The following is a 16,550-nucleotide window of genomic DNA, read 5'->3' as shown; positions in this document are numbered from 1 at the left end:
GACATGATCAAGCCCTTCACGATTGACATCCCGCAGAGCACCCTCGACGACCTCGCCGCTAAGCTGGCGAGCACCCGGCTTCCCGCTCCGCTGCCCGGTGACGACTGGGACACCGGCGTGCCGGTCGCCTGGCTGTCGTCGCTGGTCGAGTACTGGCGGACTTCCTACGACTGGCGGGCCGCGGAGAAGGAGCTGAACTCGTACCCGCAGTTCACCACCGAGATCGAGGGGCAGCAGATCCACTTCATCCACGTCCGGTCCGCCGAGCCGGGTGCGCTGCCGCTGCTGCTGACGCACGGTTGGCCGGGGTCGATCGTCGAGTTCCTGGATGTGATCGGCCCGCTGACCGACCCGGTTGCTCATGGCGGTCAGGCGGCGGACGCGTTCGATGTGGTGATCCCGGCGCTGCCCGGGTTCGGGTTCTCCGGGCCGACCGCGGACGGCGACTGGACGTTCCCGCGGATCGGGCGGGTGTGGGCGGAGCTGATGAGCCGGCTCGGGTACGAACGGTACGGCGTACAGGGCGGGGACCTGGGTGGGTCGGTGTCACCCGAGGTCGGACGGTCGGCTCCGGAGCGCGTGGTCGGCGTACACACGAACGGCGGGACGAACCTGCCGCCGCTGCAAATGTCCGACGAGGAGCTGAAGACGCTGACGCCGCTGGAGCAGGACAAGATGGCGCGGATCGGTCAGTTCATGCAGGACGAGTTCGGCTACATCTCGATCCAGTCGACCCGGCCGCAGACGCTGGCGTACGGGCTGGTCGACTCGCCGGTCGCGCAGCTGGCCTGGATCATGGACAAGTTCCGGGCCTGGACCTTCCCGGCCGAGACGTTGCCGGAAGCAATCATCAGTAAGGACCGGCTGCTCACCAACGTGATGATGTACTGGCTGACCGGCACCGGTGGGTCGGCGGCGTACATCGGCTACGCCCAGCCGCGGTCGTGGGCGCCCCGGCCGGACTCGGGTGTCCCGACGGCCGTCCTCGCGCTCGCCCACGACGTCGCGATCCGCCGGTACTGCGAGACGTCGAACACGATCACGCGCTGGACCGACGTCGACCACGGCGGTCACTTCGCCGCGCTGGAGGAGCCGGAGTTGCTGGTCAGCGACGTCCGCGAGTTCTTCCGCGACCTGCGCTGAATCCGTTGAGCATGGCCTGCAGGCCGGGGTCGAAGTGGTCGCCGGGGGTGGCGCCGTCGGCGGCCTCGGCGAGCAGGTTGTAGGCGGGATCGGTGGGCGCCGGCTTGCGGCTGCGGCGGCGGGCGTCCACCGTTGGCACGGCCATCGTGAGCGCGTGGCCGATCGTGTACTCGCGCAGGCAGCGGGTGATCCGCAGGGCGTCGGCGGGCCCGAAGCCGGCGGCCTGCAGGGACTCGAGCATCCGGTTGCCGGTGCCGATCGCGGCGGGGGAGCGGACCGGTCGGGAGGCGAAGACCGTGACGGCCTGCGGGTGCTCGAGCAGGGTGGTCCGCAGCCGTTCGCAGTACGCCGTCGCGAGCTCGGTCCACTCTGTTGCCCAGGGCAACGAGTCGGCGTCGAGGCGGTCGAAGAGCAGCTCGGCAATGCCGTCGTACAGATCCTCCTGGTCGGCGAAGTGCCGGTACGCCGCCATCGGGTCGGCGCCCAGCTCCGCCCCGAGCTTGCGCATCGAGAACGTGGCCAGCCCGATCCGATCGATCAGGTCGAGGGCGACCTCGGCGATGTACTCGCGGTTGAGGGCGGGCCGCGTCGGTGGGGTGCGGTCAGGCATCGAAGAACTCCTGGAGGCGGCGCGCGAACTCGGCGGCCTCGCTCTGGTAGCCGAGGTGTCCGCCGGGGAACTCCAGACACGGTACGCCGAGCTCGGCGCTCAACTGCCGGGCCGGGCGGCTGTAGTAGCGGCCCTCACTCAGAGCGCCGACGCCGAAGGCCCAGCGGCTATTGGCGTTGCGAAGGGCCTCGCGGTCCGGCTGGTAGCGGGTGAAGTCCGGCATCTCGGTCCGCATCAGCTGGTCCGCGTTCCCGAACAGGCGGTTCATCTCGTTCTTCGGGGTGACGCGGCTCGCGAGGCCGACGGCGGCCGCGCCGATGGTCCGGCCGAACCGCGAGTCGAAGAACTTGGTCGGCCGGTCCATCGTGCTGGTGGCGAACTTCATCATCGCGGGCAGCGCGCCTTCGCGTTCGGCGATCCGGCCGAGGTCGTCGAAGTACGCCGTACGTTCGGCGGCGTCGGGGAGCACCTGGATCACCGGCGGCTCGTGGACGACGGCGGCCGCGACGCGATCGGCGTACGACGTGAGCAGGCTGAGCGTCACCAATGCGCCGGCGCTGGAGCCGAAAACGAAGGCCTGATCGAAGCCGGCGTCGTCGAGGATCGCGACGACGTCGGCCGCTTGATCGGGCAAGCTCGCTCCGGCGCCCGGCTTGAGGCTGCTGCGGGAGTTGCCGCGGCGGTCGTAGGTGATGACGGTGTGCTTCCGGGCCAGCTCGTCGATCAGGGCCGTGTACATCGCGGCGTCCCCGCCACCACCGGGAATCAGCACGATCGCCGGCCCTTCGCCGGTGCGTTCGACGTGCAGGGCGGCTGCCGGCGTGTCTACGGTGTAGATCATATCTACAGTGTAGACACAGAGCGGACCGTCAGTCGAAGTCGGTCGAGGTGGTCAGGTGTGACCAGGTGGCGGCCTCCTCGGCGCGGGATTTGGAGGCGCGGTCGGCGTGGGTGAGCGCGTCCTTGCCGAGCAGGAGGCGGAGCGGCGGGTTGTCGAGGCCGACGACCTGGAGGATCGCCTGGGCGGCCTTGGCCGGGTCGCCGGCCTGCGTGCCGTCGGTCTCTACGCGGAAGCGGTTCATCTGCCCGACGGTCGCGTCGTAGTCCGGGTGTACCTCGGCGAGCCGCATCGACGAGCCGCCCCAGTCGGTCCGGAAGGCGCCCGGCTCGACGATCGTCACCTTCACGCCGAACGGCTGTACCTCGTTGTGCAGCACCTCGGAGAAGCCTTCGACGGCGAACTTCGCGGTCTGGTAAGCGCCCATGCCCGGAGTGCCGCCGACGCGGCCGCCGATCGACGAGAACTGCAGGAAGTGCCCGCCGCGCTGCTCGCGGAACACCGGCAGGGCTGCCTTGGTCACGTTGACCACGCCGAAGAGGTTGGTCTCGATCTGTGCCCGGAAGTCCTCGTCGGGCGTCTCCTCGATCGGGGCGCTGTTGGCGTAGCCGGCGTTGTTCGCCACCACATCCAGGCCACCGAACGCGTCGAGTGCGGTCTGGACGGCGGCGCGGGAGGCCTCGGTGTCGGTCACGTCGAGGGCGACGGCGCGGATCTGCTCGCCGTACTTCGTGACCAGGTCGTCGAGCTGCTCGGGCTGGCGGGCGGTGGCGACGACTCGGTCTCCGGCGTTCAGCACGGCCTCGGTGAGGGCGCGGCCCAGCCCGCGGGAGCTGCCGGTGATCAACCAGATCTTGCTCATCACGATTCCTAACTAACCGGTTGGTTGGATACGCCTTCAAGCTAACCAACTAGTTGGTTGGAAATCAACTAACCAGTTGGTTGCTAGGCTGGCGGGCATGCAGCAGCGCAACGCCGACCGGACCAAGGCCCGGATCCTGGAGGCCGCCACCGAGGAGTTCGCCGCCCGCGGGATCGCCGGCGCGCGGGTCAGCCGGATCGCCGAGGTTGCCGGTTGCAACAAGGCCATGCTGTACGCGTACTTCGGCAACAAGGACGAGCTGTTCGACGCGGCGTTCACCGCGTCCGTGGCGCAGTACCTGGACGAGGTCGGGTTCGACGTCGACGATCTTCCGGCGTACGCGGGGCGGGTGTTCGACTACTTCGAGGCGCATCCGGAGCGGCTACGGCTCTCGACCTGGTACCGGCTCGAGCGGCCCGACGGTCAGCCGTTGGAGGCGATCGTCGCGGTCAACCAGGCCCGGCTGGACGAGTTGCACCGGGGAATGCGCCGCCGGGTGGTGCCGCGGCAGTTCACCGCGGTCACGCTGCTGTCGCTGATCCAGGCGATCGCGACGCACTGGACGTCGATGAATCCGGAGTACGGCGTCGACGTGCCGAACCCGATCATCCGCCGCCGGGCCGTGGTGATGGCGGTCCAGAAGATTCTCAGCTGATTCATTGGTTGGCCCGATGGAGTTCTCAGTCTTGCGAGGTGTACTCGAAGACAGAGGGAACTGGCTGAGGAGGACTCGGGAAAATGAATGACAGCGTTGGGCCTGGACCGTACAACGGTGGGTCATATGGGAGCTGGCCGCCGGCACACGGCGGATATCCGCAGCAGTACCCGCACGCGCCGCAGCCGCCGGCACCGAAGAAGCGCGGCCGGCGACTGCTAGGGGCCGGTGTACTCGGGCTGGCAGCGGTTGTCGTCGCCGGGTCGGTTGCCTGGGGCATCGACCAGCGGAGCAGCGGGAACACCTCCGAGCTGTCCCAGAAGGCGTTCGACGCGGCGACTGTGGCGGCCAAGGTGTCGCCCGGACTGGTCGACGTGAACACCGTGCTGGGGTACGAGAACGCACGGGCGGCCGGCACCGGGATCGTGCTGAGCTCCGACGGTGAGGTGCTCACCAACCACCACGTGGTCGAGGGTGCGACCTCGATCACCGTGACGGACATCGGCAACGGGAAGACGTACACCGCGAGCGTGGTCGGGTACGACGTACAGCACGACATCGCCGTACTGAAGCTGAAGGACGCGTCTGGGCTGCAGACCGCGAAGACCGGGAACTCCGACCAGGTGAAGCTCGGCGACCAGGTGGTCGGGGTCGGCAACGCGGGCGGCGCCGGCGGTACGCCGAGTTACGCGGCCGGCAAGGTGACCGGGCTGAACCAGGCGATCACCGCGACCGACGAGAGCGGGCAGGACCCGGAGAACCTCACCAACCTGATCGAGACCGACGCGAACATCCAGGCCGGTGACTCCGGCGGCCCGCTGGTGGACGCGAACGGCAACGTGGTCGGTGTCGACGTCGCCGGCGGCAGTGGCAACAACGGCGGACAGGGCGCCCCGGGTCAGACCGCGGTCACGTCCGGCTCCACCAAGACGGCCACGCTGACGGCTGACGGCAACGGCTACGGCGGCGGCTACGGGTACGGCAACGGCAGCGGAACCCCGTTCGGCGGCAACGGCTTCGGCAACAGGAACGGAAACGGTTCGAGCAACGGCAACGGTTCGAGCAACGGCAACGGAAACGGTTCGAGCAACGGCAACGGCGACGGCTCCGGCAACGGCCAAGGCGGCTCGGGCAACGGCTCGGGTAGCGGGAGCGGGACGACCACCGAGGGGTACGCCATCCCGATCAACCAGGCGCTCGACATCGCTCAGCAGATCGAGAACGGCAAGTCGTCGGACGCCGTACACCTCGGCGCCTCCGCGATGCTCGGAGTCTCGGTCGAGACCAGCCCCGGCACCACCGGCGCCGTCATCGGCGACGTAGTCGAGAACAGCCACGCGGCCGCGGCCGGACTCGAGGCCGGTGACGTGATCACCTCCTTCGCCGGTCACACCGTCGACTCGCCCGACACGCTGTCCTCGCTGCTCAACGCGCAGCACCCCGGGGACAAGGTCGCGGTCGGCTGGGTCGACCAGTCCGGTCAGTCCCACAAGGCAACCATCGAACTCATCACCGGCCCGGTTCGCTGACCTCAGCGCTACCCCCTCGCTGCAGCGGACCGAATGATCGGGCCCGGCGCTCTCCTCCCCCTCAGAGCGCCCGGGCCCGATCTGCTGTCCACGAACATCCGGGTTCGCTTCCGGCAGGGGTGAACGACCGTTTACGATTCCTGCGTAAACAACTGTTCACCCCTGTGAGGACTCCGCTTGATCGTCCGTCCCGCCGCTCACCCACGCCTGATTCTGGCCGCGCTCGCGTTCTGCGGCGTGCTCGTCTCGATCAGCCAGACCATCGTCGTACCGCTGCTGCCCCTGCTTCCGCAGATCACCCACAGTCCGGCCTCGGACGTCAGCTGGCTGATCACGATCACCCTGCTCACCGGCGCGGTCTTCACGCCACTGCTGGGCCGGGCCGGTGACATGTACGGCAAGCGCCGCGTCCTGCTGATCGCGCTGTCCTCGATGGTCGTCGGTTCGTTCCTCTGCGCGAGCAGTTCGGATCTGACCGTGCTGATCGTCGGCCGGGCGTTCCAGGGCGCCGCGGTCGCGGTCATCCCGCTCGGGATCAGCATCCTGCGCGACGAACTGCCGCCACGGCGGGTGATCCCGTCGATCGCGATCATGAGCTCAACCCTGGGCATCGGCGCGGCGTTCGGCATCCCGGCCGCGACGCTGGTGGTCCAGTACGCGAACTGGCACACGATGTTCTGGATCAACCTCGGCCTCGGCCTGCTCGACGTCGTACTCGTCCTGCTGATCGTCCCCGAGTCGCCGGTTCGCAGCCGCGGCCGCTTCGACGTCGTCGGCGCGCTCGGCCTGAGCGCCTTCCTGGTCTCCCTGCTGCTTGCCGTCTCGAAGACCAACGCCTGGGGTGCCGGCAGGCTCGTCGCGCTGTACGCCGTTGCTGTGCTGCTCGTGCCGATCTGGGGGTGGTACGAGCTGCGGATCAAGAGCCCACTCGTCGATCTCCGGGTGTCCGCGCGGCCCGCTGTGCTCTTCACCAACCTCGGTGCGCTGCTGATCGGGTTCGCCTTCTACGCGAACTCGCTGTCCACAGCCCAACTCGTCCAGGAGCCCACCTGGACCGGCTACGGGCTGGGCGAATCGATCGTGGTCAGCGGACTGTGCCTGCTGCCCGGCGGTGTCGCGATGGTGCTGCTCTCGCCGGTGTCCGCCCGGATCTCCAACGCACGTGGTCCGCGGTTCACCCTCGCGATCGCGTCGGTGCTGATGGCGGCCGGGTACGTCGTCCGCTTGTTCACCAGCAGCAACGTCGCCGGGATCGTCGTCGGCGCGACCGTCGTTTCCGCCGGCACCGCCGTTGCGTACTCCGCTCTTCCGGCCCTGATCATGCATGCTGTGCCAGTGACCGAAACGGCCGCCGCGAACGGCCTCAACACGCTGATGCGCACGATCGGGCAGGCGATCTGCAGCACGATCGTGGCCACCGTGCTCGCGGGAGTCACGATCTCCCGGGCTGGCCAGACCGCGCCCGCGCTGTCGGCGTACCTGATCGTCTTCGTGATTGCGGGGATCGCCGCCGTGGCAGCGGCTGGACTGGTGCTGCTGATTCCGGCGCGACGTCGTGAGCCGGCGTACGAGGTGACTACGACGTGACCGATCCGGGGCGGACGGCGATCCTCCGCGCGGCGCGTAAGGCGTTCGCACGGGAGCCGTACGACGCGGTCACGCTGCGCGGGGTCGCTGCGGATGCCGGCGTCAGTGCCGCCCTGATCGTGAAGTACTTCGGCGGCAAGGAAGCGCTGTTCGAACGGGTCGCCGACTTCACCGACGCGGCCCAGTTGTTGCTCGCCGCACCGAACGAGCGACTCGGCGAGCATGCCGTCCGCACCCTGGTCGAGTACCGCCGGGAAAACGACCAGGACCTCCTCGTCCGGGTCGTGTTCGCGGCAGGCAAGGGTGACGAACGCGCGCTGATCCGCGAGCACTTCCGCGATCAGGTGGCCCGTGCCTTCGCCGCGCGGTTGACCGGCCCGGACGCCGCGCTGCGCGCCAGTCTGATCACCGCGCAACTCCTCGGTCTCGGAGCCATGATGGCGATCGACAAGAGCGGTCCGATCGCCGCCGCCGACCCCGAGAATGTGGCCGCCCTCTATGCCCCGGCGATCCAGGAGCTCATCCACTGATTGAACAACCGTCCTAGAATGTGGACAAGGCGCTTGGCGCTGGGTGTGACGCCACTAACATGGAGCATCCAGGCCGAGAGGCGCTGCAACGGGCCCCGGGCCCGCCACGCTCGGCCTGGGGCATCACTGCAAGGGCGCCTCCGGAGAGTCTTTCTGGAGGGGTTGGCAGATGAGCGAAACCGCGCTGCGGGAGCTGCTCGATCAGCGGGTGGGGATCCTGGACGGCGCCTGGGGCACGATGCTGCAGGGCGCCAAGCTGAAGCCCGAGGATTTCCAGGGCGACCGGTTCGGCGACCACACGCACGACGTCACCGGTGACCCGGACGTGCTTATCCTGACCCGTCCGGACCTGATCCTCGACGTCCACCGGCAGTATCTGGCGGCCGGCGCGGACATCACCACTACGAACACGTTCACCGCGACCAGCATTGGTCAGGCCGACTACGGCCTGCAGGAGTACGTCCGCGAGATGAACGTCGCCGGTGCCCGGCTGGCCCGGCAGGCCGCAGACGAGTTCGCCACCCCGGACCGTCCGAGGTTCGTGGCCGGTTCGATCGGCCCGCTGAACGTCACGCTGTCGCTGTCCCCGCGCGTCGAGGACCCGTCGTACCGCGCGGTCACGTTCGAGCAGGTCAAAGCTGCGTACGCCGAGCAGATCGCGGCGCTTGCGGAGGGCGGCGTCGACCTGCTGCTGATCGAGACGATCTTCGACACGCTGAACGCCAAGGCGGCCGTCACCGCGGCCCGCGAGGTCGCGCCGCAGCTGCCGCTGTGGATCTCGGTGACCATTGTCGACCTGAGCGGACGGACGCTGTCGGGCCAGACCGTCGAGGCGTTCTGGAGCTCGGTCGAGCACGCCAAGCCGCTTGTCGTCGGCGTCAACTGTTCGCTCGGTGCCGCCGAGATGCGGCCGCACGTCGCGGACCTGGCCCGGTTCGCCGACACGTACGTCGCCTCGCACCCGAACGCCGGCCTCCCGAACGCCTTCGGCGGGTACGACGAGACGCCGGAAGAGACGGCCGGGATGCTCGAGGAGTTCGCGCAGTCCGGGCTGGTCAACATCGTCGGCGGCTGCTGCGGTACGTCGCCGGCCCACATCAAGAAGATCGCGGAGGCGGTCGACGGGATGACCCCGCGGACGGTCGTACCGACCGATCACACCACCAGGTTCTCCGGGCTCGAGCCGTTCAAGATCAGCGCGGACACCGGGTTCGTGATGATCGGTGAGCGCACCAACGTGACCGGGTCGGCGAAGTTCCGCCGGCTGATCGAGGGCGACAACCACCAGGCCGCGGTCGACGTGGCGCTGGAGCAGGTCCGCGGCGGCGCGAACCTGCTGGACGTGAACATGGACGCCGACCTGCTCGACAGCGAGCAGGCGATGACCACGTTCCTGAACCTGATCGCGACCGAGCCCGAGGTGGCCCGGATCCCGATCATGGTCGACAGCTCGAAGTGGTCCGTGCTCGAGGCCGGGCTGAAATGCGTGCAGGGCAAGGGCGTGGTCAACTCGATCAGCCTGAAGGAGGGCGAGGAGGAGTTCCTCGAACGCGCCCGGCGGATCCGCGACTACGGCGCGGGTGCGGTGGTGATGGCGTTCGACGAGCAGGGCCAGGCCGACACCGTCGAGCGCAAGGTTTCGATCTGCGGCCGAGCGTACGACCTGCTCACGCAGAAGATCGGCTTCCCGCCCGAGGACATCATCTTCGACCCGAACGTGCTGGCCGTCGCGACCGGTATGTCCGAGCACAACGGCTACGCGAAGAACTTCATCGACGCTTTGCCTTTGATCAAAGCCCGCTGTCCGGGCGTCCACATCAGCGGCGGCATCTCGAACCTGTCGTTCTCGTTCCGCGGCAACGACATCGTCCGTGAGGCGATGCACTCGGCGTTCCTGTACCACGCAGGCAAGGTCGGCCTGGACATGGGAATCGTCAACGCCGGGCAGCTCGCGGTCTACGAGGACATCCCGAAGGACCTGCTGGAGCTGGTCGAGGACGTGATCTTCGACCGCCGCGACGACGCCACCGACCGGCTGGTCAGCTTCGCCGAGAACGTCAAGGGCAAGGGCACCAAGCGCGAGATCGACCTGACCTGGCGCGAGGGCACCGTCGAGGAGCGGCTGTCGCACGCGCTCGTCCACGGCATCGTCGACTACATCGAGGACGACACCGAGGAGGCCCGGCAGAAGCTGCCGCGGCCGCTGGAAGTGATCGAAGGCCCGTTGATGGACGGCATGAAGGTGGTCGGCGACCTGTTCGGCGCCGGCAAGATGTTCCTGCCGCAGGTGGTGAAGAGCGCACGGGTGATGAAGCGCTCGGTCGCCTACCTGGAGCCGTTCATGGAGGCCGAGAAGGAGCAGGCCCGGCTCGAAGGTCGGCCCGAGGCCGTCCGCGGTCAGGGCAAGGTCGTGATCGCGACGGTCAAGGGCGACGTCCACGACATCGGCAAGAACATCGTCGGCGTGGTGCTCGGCTGTAACAACTACGAGGTGATCGACCTCGGCGTGATGGTGCCGGCGGCAAGGATCCTGGACACCGCCGTTGCCGAGGGCGCCGATGTGGTCGGCCTGTCCGGACTGATCACTCCGTCGCTCGACGAGATGGTTGCCGTGGCCGCCGAAATGGAACGCCGCGGGCTCAAGCTCCCGCTGCTGATCGGCGGCGCGACCACCTCCAAGCAACACACGGCGGTCCGGATCGCTCCGGCGTACGACCAGACGACCGTGCACGTGCTCGACGCATCGCGCGTCGTCGGCGTGGTGTCGGACCTGCTCGACGAGGGCCGCGCCGAGACGCTTGCCAAGAGCAACAGTCTTGAGCAGGAGCGGTTGCGTGAGCAGCACGCGAACAAGCAGCGCAGTCCGCTGCTGTCGGTCGCCCAGGCGCGGGCCAACAAGGAGCCGGTCGAGTACGGCGAACTGCCGGTGCCCGACTTCACCGGGCTGCGTCGGGAGACGCCTTCGCTGGAAGCTCTGCGCGCAATGATCGACTGGCAGTTCCTGTTCCTGGCCTGGGAGTTGAAGGGCAAGTACCCGGCGATCCTCGATCAGCCGGTGGCGCGGGAGTTGTTCGACGACGCGAACACCTTGCTGGACGAGATCATCGCCAACGGGTCCTTCACGGCCGAAGGCGTGTACGGGTTCTGGCCGGCGCACAGCGAGGGCGACGACATCATCCTGGACGGGACGGACCGGTCGTTCCCGATGCTGCGGCAGCAGACCGAGAAGCCCGCGGGCCGGTACAACCGTTGCCTGGCGGACTACGTCGCGCCGTCCGGTGACCACCTGGGTGGGTTCGGTGTCGCGATCCACGGTGCCGAGGCGCTCGCGGCGACGTACGAGCAGAACAACGACGACTACCGGGCGATCATGGTGAAGGCGCTGGCCGATCGGCTGGCGGAGGCGTTCGCCGAGTGGATCCACCTGGAGGCGCGGCGGGCGTGGTTCGAGCCGGACGCGCAGCCGGTGCTCGAGGATCTGCACGCGGAGCGGTTCCGCGGGATCCGGCCGGCGCTCGGCTACCCGGCGAGCCCGGACCACTCCGAGAAGCAGGAGCTGTTCGAGCTGCTCGAGGCGGACAAGGTCGGTCTCGCACTGACCGAGTCGTTCGCGATGACGCCGGCCGCGGCGGTCAGCGGCCTGATCTTTGCCAGCCCGTCCGCCCGCTACTTCAGTGTCGGCCGCCTCGGTCGCGATCAGATCGAGGACTACGCCGTACGTCGGAATCTGCCGGTAGCTGAGGTTGAACGCTGGCTGCGTCCGAACCTGGCGTACGAGCCGGCGTAGCAGCGACCGCGCCACGGGCCGGAACCAGGGCGGGATCGATGCCGTACAGATGCTGTCCGGCGTCGAGCGCTTCCATAGCCGTCCTCCTCGCGGCCCCTTGAGGGTCCGCGAGGAGGCCGCGGACAGCCAGCGCCGCCGCACCCGTTTCAGGCTCCCGGACCGCGGCCTCGAAGCCCCGGCGTAGCTCGCCGCCGGCCAGCTCTCGCAAGTCGGCCCGCCCTGGCTCGTCGGCGCCGAGAAGCATGCCGGTCGTCGCCGCCCAGCGACGATCGGGCGGTACGGCGATGAGCCTGTGGGCGGTCGCGGAAATGTTCGCGGGCGTCGGCTCCCAGCCTTGTTGCGTGACGATTGCGGTGAGGAGCTCACGGGTGGCGGCGGTCGACGCGCTTCGGCCCGGCCAGGAGAACTCCGGCGACGGAAGATCGCCGGCAGGCATGAGCTCGGCGGAGTCGCTCTCATGCCAGACCATGGCGAGCTGATCCCGGGTCACGATGTCGGCCAGGTCGGAGTTCAGCTGAGTCTCCGGCCCGGATCCCGGGTTGCCCTGCAGGTCCGGGATCGCGCAGGTCAACTCCACCGCCTGCGAGGTCGCGTAGCCGGTTGCCTCGACCAAATCCTGCAGCTGGCTCGCGGGCTTTCCGAGCAAGTCACCGTTCTGCCGGCCGATCGCCTCGCGCACCGTTTCGAGGTGGCGCCGCGGCAGAATCAGCGGACGGTCGGTGGAGTTCATCAGGTTTTCCTGGAGGGCCAGACTGGGCTCGCCGTCGGTGACCAGAACCTGTCCGTTCCAGCGCTCGGCGGCGTAGTGTCCACCGACCGGATCGACGGCCTCGATGATCGAGGTCGCCCAGAAGTACTCCGTACCGAGTCGCAGCAGTTCGCCGGCCATTGTGCTGTCCCCTCAACGAGCGCCCGGACGGAAGTCAGCGTAGGGGCGTGGTGGGTTCAGATGTCACACTTCCCGGCCGGAACGACTCAAAGGGGGCATGAGTGAAATGAACTCGACCGAGGTGTTCCTGAGCCATCGGGAGTTGCTGTTCTCGATCGCCTACAACATCCTCGGCTCGGTCGCCGATACCGAAGACGTCGTGCAGGAGACCTGGCTGGCCTGGTCCGGGCGGTCCGGCATCGAGAATCCCCGCGCGTACCTGGTCCGGATCGCGGTCAACGCGGCGCTGGCACGTCGTACGGCGATCAACCGGCGCAAGGAGGAGTACGTCGGACCCTGGTTGCCGGAGCCGGTGATCACGCCGGCCGACCCGGTCGAGCAGGCGGAGACCGTGTCGCTCGCGGTTCTCGTCGTACTCGAGACGCTGACGCCGTTGGAGCGGGCGGTGTTCGTGCTGCACGACGTGTTCGGCTACTCCCATCCGGAGATCGGGGAGCTGGTCGACCGTACGCCGGCCGCCGTACGGCAGCTCGCCCATCGGGCCCGCGAACACGTGCAAGCCCGTCGGCCCCGGTTCGCCGCGGATCCGGAGGTGCGGTTGGAGGTCACGCAGCGGTTCGTCGACGCGATCGTCGGTGGTGACCTGAATGCGTTGATGGAAGTGCTCGCACCGGACGTCACCCTGTGGGCCGACGGCGGCGGCAAGGCCCGCGCGGCCGGTCTGCACCCGGTCCAGGGTCGCGACAAGATCGCCCGCTTGATCGTCGGGGACGCCACCCGTCGGCCGGTGCAATCGCTGGACGTCCAGTACCGCTGGATCAACGGCGATCCGTCGGCCGTGTTGCTGTCCGGCGACACTCCGTTCGCGGTCGTCGTACTGGACGTGGACGGCGACGCGATCAGCGGGATCTACGCCGTGACCAACCCGGAAAAGCTCGCCCGGCTGGAGGTCACGCCGTGAAACTCACCCTCTTCGCCGCAACCGGTGGCACCGGCCGCCACCTCCTCACCCAGGCCGTCGCGGCCGGCCACGAGGTCACCGCCGTCGTGCGCGATCCAAGTGCACTCGGTATTCATGGCGTTCGCGCAGACTTGCTCACGGCAGATCCAGCCGTACTGCGGGCGGCCGTCGACGGAGCGGACGCCGTACTCTCCGGTCTCGGTCCGCGCCGCCGGGCCGACGCCGGGATCTTGTCCAAAGGAACCCGGGCGATCGTCGATGCGATGCAGGAGACCACGGCTCGGCGCCTCGTAGTCGTCAGCGTGGCCGGCATCGGCCTGCCGCAGCCGTCGTCTCGGTCGATAGGCGAGAGGCTGCTGAGCGGTCTCGCCGGGATCGTGTTCCGCCGGCACTACGCAGACGTCGCCGAGCTGGAGGCGTTGCTGCGTACGACGGAATTGGAATGGACATCGGTCGGGGTGCCGTTGCTCAGCGACGATCCGCTGACCACGAAGTACCGCGTTGCCGTCGGAGAATGGTTGCCGAAGGCAAGTCGGCTCTCGCGGGCCGATGCCGCGCACTGCATGCTGCGAACGCTGGAGCAGCCGGAGACGGTTCGGCAGACGATGATGGCGGCGTACTGATGACGACCGCTGCTGTCACCGTCGTTCTGGTCACGATCCTGATCAACGGCTTCTCCGGAGTCGCGGCGCTCGTGCACTGGCAAGCGATCCTGCCCGGGATGAAGAAGGCCGCCGTACCGGAGTCGTGGCTGACGTTTCCGATCGGCACCTTCAAGACGCTGGGTGCCGTGGGACTGCTCGCCGGACTGCTTGTGCAACTGCCCTCGTTGATCATCGCGGCCGCGATCGGGCTGGTGCTGTTCTTCGTGTGCGCTTTGTACACGCATATCCGGGCCGCGGACTTCACCGCGCAGTTCTTCCTCGCGGTCTTCTTTCTGGGTATGGCCTGTGCCTCGTTGGTGCTTACCCTGACCGCATGACTGCGAAGCTGCGACGAGCTCGGGCAGAGGATGCGGGTGCCGTAGCGGCGATCTGGTACGCCGGTTGGCGCGACGGGCATCTTGGTCATGTGCCGGACGAACTGGTCGCGTTCCGGACCGAGGAATCCTTCGGGACGCGTGCTGCGCAACGGGTTGCGGACACGACCGTTGCCTTGGTGGGGGACGAGGTCGCCGGTTTCGTGATGGTGGTGGGGGACGAGGTCGAGCAGGTGTACGTGTCGGGCGACCACCGCGGATCGGGAGTAGCCGGGACGCTACTCACCGAAGCCGAGCAGCAGGTGAAAGCCAACGGGCACAGCGAAGCCTGGCTCGCCGTGGCGACCGGCAACGCGCGGGCGCGCCGCTTCTACGAACGCAGCGGCTGGACCGACGGCGGCGCCTTCGACTACCCGGCCGCGGTGGACGGCGGATCGGTCCCGGTTCCTTGCCATCGTTACGTGAAGCCGGTGTGAACGGACGGAGGATTCCCCTGGACTTCTGGTTGTCGCGCAGATGATCCGACGGGGTTGGGGTTACGTTGCTCCGGCAAGCATTCCCGTTCTCCGAAGAAGGTCACCATGGCATTCCGTTCCTGGCGCCGGCCGTCCCGCCGGGTAGTTCTGACCAGCGTCGCCGCAGTCGCGATGGCATCCGTTGTCGGCGGGGTCGCGTACTCGGCCGGCGCCGCTTCGCCGCAGCCGGCGATTCAGACCACGACGCCGCGCAGCGAGAAGCAGGTCACCAACATCGACGTACTGCGTCAGCAGCTGCGCAACTACTACGGTGACCCGCTCGGAACCGGCACGTTCGCGGACGACAGCAACTACGCCAAGGAGGCCCGCTCGGTCGCCGTCGCGGGCAAGCGCTACATCTCCGCGCCCCACCACACGCGCAAGACCAAGGCGATCCTGCTCGACGTCGACGACACTTCGCTGGCGACGTGGAACTACGAGATCTTCAGCAATTGGGCGTTCAACCCGACGACCAACGCGGACTACGTGCTGAACCAGCGATTCCCCGCCGTACCGGGCATGGTCGACCTGGTGAAGACCGCCGAGCGTGAGGGCTACGCGATCTTCTTCCTGACCGGCCGGGGTGCCGCGCAGGAGCAGGCGACGCTGGGCAACCTCACCGCGGACGGGATCGGCGTCGACGCCGGCTACCCGAAGCCGACCGGGCTGAGCAACGGCGAGGACGGCCTGTTCACCAAGCCGGCCGTCGCCGACTACCCGGACTACCTGAAGCAGGCCTGTGCGGCAGACCCGAACGGTTCGTGTACGACGATCCACTACAAGTCGGCCACCCGGGCGCACATCGAGTCCCTCGGCTACGACATCGTGGCGAACTTCGGCGACCAGTTCTCCGACCTCAAGGGCGGTTTCGCCGACCGCACCTTCAAGCTGCCGAACCCGAACTACTACCTGCCCTGATCACCTGCGGGGGAGTGCGCCGTACAGCAGGGTGCGGAGTGCTTCCGTGAGGGCCGGCTCGAACTCCAGCCGGATGGCGGCGAGGGCCGGGTCGGCCTCGTAGGCGGCGAGGATCGCCGGGACGGGATGGGAGTGGGACCAGATCGCGCCCGCGAGCAGGCTCGCGGTGGCGATGAACTGGCCCGCTCCGTCCCGCCCCAGCTCCGGCAGAACGCCGACGACCGCCTCGATCATCTGCTCGAAGCTCTGCATCGCCGCCCGTTTGAAGGCGAGCGCCGTCTCGGTCGAGATGTTGCGCTCCAGGACTCCTGCCTGCGCACTGATCAGATCGCAGAGGACCGGCCGCTCCGCCAGCGTGCCGACGACGGCGCTGATCAACTGCTCGGTCCGATCTCTGATCGTCAGCTCCGGTAGCGCATCGCCGACCGTGGCGTCCAGGTCCTTCACCCAGGCCGTGAGTTCGCTGCTCGACAGCTCGAGCAGGACGGCCTCGCGGGAGTCGAAGTAGTTCAGCACGTTCGACTTCGCCAGACCGACCCGGCGGCTCAGCTCGTTCAGGCTCAGATCCGCGACCGGCATCTCGGTCAGCATGGCGGCGGCCGTCGCGAGGATCGCCCGCTGCCGCTCGGCCCGCTGCTCCGCGCTCCGGGCGCGCTTGAATGTCGTCACGCTCACATTCTACAGACCATCGGTCTGTTGTTATCGGACCGACGGTCTGATAGCGTCGAGCCATAACAGACCGTCAGT

Annotated in this window: 16 protein-coding genes and 1 riboswitch; of the genes, 11 read left to right on the top strand and 5 right to left on the bottom strand. The window is 68.2% G+C overall.

Features of this window, described 5'->3' with window-relative positions:
* Positions 1-3 precede the first annotated feature (3 nt).
* Positions 4-1,143: an epoxide hydrolase family protein gene (locus EV650_RS36235; protein ID WP_134123654.1), complete on the top strand. Its 1,140-nt coding sequence runs from the start codon at positions 4-6 to the stop codon at positions 1,141-1,143.
* Here EV650_RS36235 and EV650_RS36230 read toward each other — a convergent pair.
* Genes EV650_RS36230 through EV650_RS36220 form a run of 3 tightly spaced genes read right to left on the bottom strand, consistent with a single transcriptional unit; the run spans position 1,106 to position 3,453 of the window.
* Complete coding sequence (locus EV650_RS36230; RefSeq protein WP_134123653.1) at positions 1,106-1,753, bottom strand: TetR/AcrR family transcriptional regulator C-terminal domain-containing protein; 648 nt, start codon at positions 1,751-1,753, stop codon at positions 1,106-1,108. The two genes, EV650_RS36235 and EV650_RS36230, sit on opposite strands and share 38 nt — an antisense overlap.
* A complete protein-coding gene (locus EV650_RS36225) occupies positions 1,746-2,594 on the bottom strand; it encodes an alpha/beta hydrolase (protein WP_134123652.1) in 849 nt (282 codons plus the stop codon). The genes EV650_RS36230 and EV650_RS36225 overlap by 8 nt, the downstream gene beginning before the upstream one ends.
* 28 nt (positions 2,595-2,622) lie before the next feature.
* Positions 2,623-3,453, bottom strand: coding sequence for an oxidoreductase (locus EV650_RS36220; RefSeq protein WP_134123651.1), 831 nt, complete (start codon positions 3,451-3,453; stop codon positions 2,623-2,625).
* Between the two features lie 97 nt (positions 3,454-3,550).
* Here EV650_RS36220 and EV650_RS36215 point away from each other — a divergent pair, with 97 nt between their 5' ends.
* The 5 genes from EV650_RS36215 (at position 3,551) to metH (ending at position 11,541) form a co-directional block, all read left to right on the top strand.
* A complete protein-coding gene (locus tag EV650_RS36215) occupies positions 3,551-4,108 on the top strand; it encodes a TetR/AcrR family transcriptional regulator (protein ID WP_134123650.1) in 558 nt (185 codons plus the stop codon).
* Between the two features lie 83 nt (positions 4,109-4,191).
* A complete protein-coding gene (locus tag EV650_RS36210; protein WP_134123649.1) occupies positions 4,192-5,637 on the top strand; it encodes a S1C family serine protease in 1,446 nt (481 codons plus the stop codon).
* A 177-nt stretch (positions 5,638-5,814) separates the two neighbouring features.
* Positions 5,815-7,224 carry an MFS transporter gene (locus EV650_RS36205; protein ID WP_134123648.1) on the top strand — a complete coding sequence of 470 codons (1,410 nt, stop codon included), beginning with the start codon at positions 5,815-5,817 and terminating at the stop codon, positions 7,222-7,224.
* Entirely contained in the window at positions 7,221-7,754 is a 534-nt protein-coding gene (locus EV650_RS36200; RefSeq protein WP_134123647.1) for a TetR/AcrR family transcriptional regulator, read from the top strand. The genes EV650_RS36205 and EV650_RS36200 overlap by 4 nt, the downstream gene beginning before the upstream one ends.
* 69 nt (positions 7,755-7,823) lie before the next feature.
* Positions 7,824-7,901, top strand: a riboswitch (S-adenosyl-L-homocysteine riboswitch).
* Between the two features lie 22 nt (positions 7,902-7,923).
* On the top strand, positions 7,924-11,541 hold the full coding sequence (gene metH, locus EV650_RS36195) for a methionine synthase (RefSeq protein ID WP_134123646.1): 3,618 nt from the start codon (positions 7,924-7,926) through the stop codon (positions 11,539-11,541).
* Here the strand turns inward: metH and EV650_RS36190 are convergent.
* A complete protein-coding gene (locus EV650_RS36190; protein ID WP_134123645.1) occupies positions 11,426-12,430 on the bottom strand; it encodes a hypothetical protein in 1,005 nt (334 codons plus the stop codon). The two genes, metH and EV650_RS36190, sit on opposite strands and share 116 nt — an antisense overlap.
* A 97-nt stretch (positions 12,431-12,527) precedes the next feature.
* Here EV650_RS36190 and sigJ point away from each other — a divergent pair, with 97 nt between their 5' ends.
* From sigJ to EV650_RS36165, 5 genes are all read left to right on the top strand, one after another.
* Positions 12,528-13,391, top strand: a complete 864-nt coding sequence (sigJ, locus tag EV650_RS36185; RefSeq protein WP_134123644.1) for an RNA polymerase sigma factor SigJ — start codon at positions 12,528-12,530, stop codon at positions 13,389-13,391.
* Positions 13,388-14,014, top strand: a complete 627-nt coding sequence (locus tag EV650_RS36180) for an NAD(P)-dependent oxidoreductase (RefSeq protein WP_134123643.1) — start codon at positions 13,388-13,390, stop codon at positions 14,012-14,014. The genes sigJ and EV650_RS36180 overlap by 4 nt, the downstream gene beginning before the upstream one ends.
* Positions 14,014-14,373, top strand: a complete 360-nt coding sequence (locus EV650_RS36175; protein WP_134123642.1) for a DoxX family protein — start codon at positions 14,014-14,016, stop codon at positions 14,371-14,373. The genes EV650_RS36180 and EV650_RS36175 overlap by 1 nt, the downstream gene beginning before the upstream one ends.
* Complete coding sequence (locus EV650_RS36170; protein ID WP_134123641.1) at positions 14,370-14,846, top strand: GNAT family N-acetyltransferase; 477 nt, start codon at positions 14,370-14,372, stop codon at positions 14,844-14,846. The genes EV650_RS36175 and EV650_RS36170 overlap by 4 nt, the downstream gene beginning before the upstream one ends.
* Before the next feature lie 105 nt (positions 14,847-14,951).
* The gene (locus EV650_RS36165; protein WP_134123640.1) at positions 14,952-15,803 is read left to right on the top strand and encodes an HAD family acid phosphatase; all 852 of its coding nucleotides are present in this window, start codon (positions 14,952-14,954) and stop codon (positions 15,801-15,803) included.
* On the opposite strand, the gene EV650_RS36160 is transcribed toward EV650_RS36165, so the two are convergent.
* On the bottom strand, positions 15,804-16,472 hold the full coding sequence (locus tag EV650_RS36160) for a TetR/AcrR family transcriptional regulator (RefSeq protein ID WP_134123639.1): 669 nt from the start codon (positions 16,470-16,472) through the stop codon (positions 15,804-15,806).
* Positions 16,473-16,550 lie beyond the last annotated feature (78 nt).

This window comes from Kribbella kalugense (assembly GCF_004365875.1).
GTDB classification, from domain to species: Bacteria; Actinomycetota; Actinomycetes; order Propionibacteriales; family Kribbellaceae; genus Kribbella; species Kribbella kalugense.
This window is presented reverse-complemented; position numbering and strand designations above follow the sequence as displayed.

Bases quoted from the DNA above. Each gene is read 5' to 3' on its own strand.
- EV650_RS36210 (WP_134123649.1), top strand. From the start codon at position 4,192: ATGAATGACAGCGTTGGGCCTGGACCGTACAACGGTGGGTCATATGGG.
- EV650_RS36190 (WP_134123645.1), bottom strand. From the start codon at position 12,430: ATGGCCGGCGAACTGCTGCGACTCGGTACGGAGTACTTCTGGGCGACC.
- EV650_RS36235 (WP_134123654.1), top strand. From the start codon at position 4: ATGATCAAGCCCTTCACGATTGACATCCCGCAGAGCACCCTCGACGAC.
- EV650_RS36170 (WP_134123641.1), top strand. From the start codon at position 14,370: ATGACTGCGAAGCTGCGACGAGCTCGGGCAGAGGATGCGGGTGCCGTA.
- EV650_RS36165 (WP_134123640.1), top strand. From the start codon at position 14,952: ATGGCATTCCGTTCCTGGCGCCGGCCGTCCCGCCGGGTAGTTCTGACC.
- metH (WP_134123646.1), top strand. From the start codon at position 7,924: ATGAGCGAAACCGCGCTGCGGGAGCTGCTCGATCAGCGGGTGGGGATC.
- sigJ (WP_134123644.1), top strand. From the start codon at position 12,528: ATGAGTGAAATGAACTCGACCGAGGTGTTCCTGAGCCATCGGGAGTTG.
- EV650_RS36215 (WP_134123650.1), top strand. From the start codon at position 3,551: ATGCAGCAGCGCAACGCCGACCGGACCAAGGCCCGGATCCTGGAGGCC.
- EV650_RS36225 (WP_134123652.1), bottom strand. From the start codon at position 2,594: ATGATCTACACCGTAGACACGCCGGCAGCCGCCCTGCACGTCGAACGC.
- EV650_RS36220 (WP_134123651.1), bottom strand. From the start codon at position 3,453: ATGAGCAAGATCTGGTTGATCACCGGCAGCTCCCGCGGGCTGGGCCGC.
- EV650_RS36230 (WP_134123653.1), bottom strand. From the start codon at position 1,753: ATGCCTGACCGCACCCCACCGACGCGGCCCGCCCTCAACCGCGAGTAC.
- EV650_RS36175 (WP_134123642.1), top strand. From the start codon at position 14,014: ATGACGACCGCTGCTGTCACCGTCGTTCTGGTCACGATCCTGATCAAC.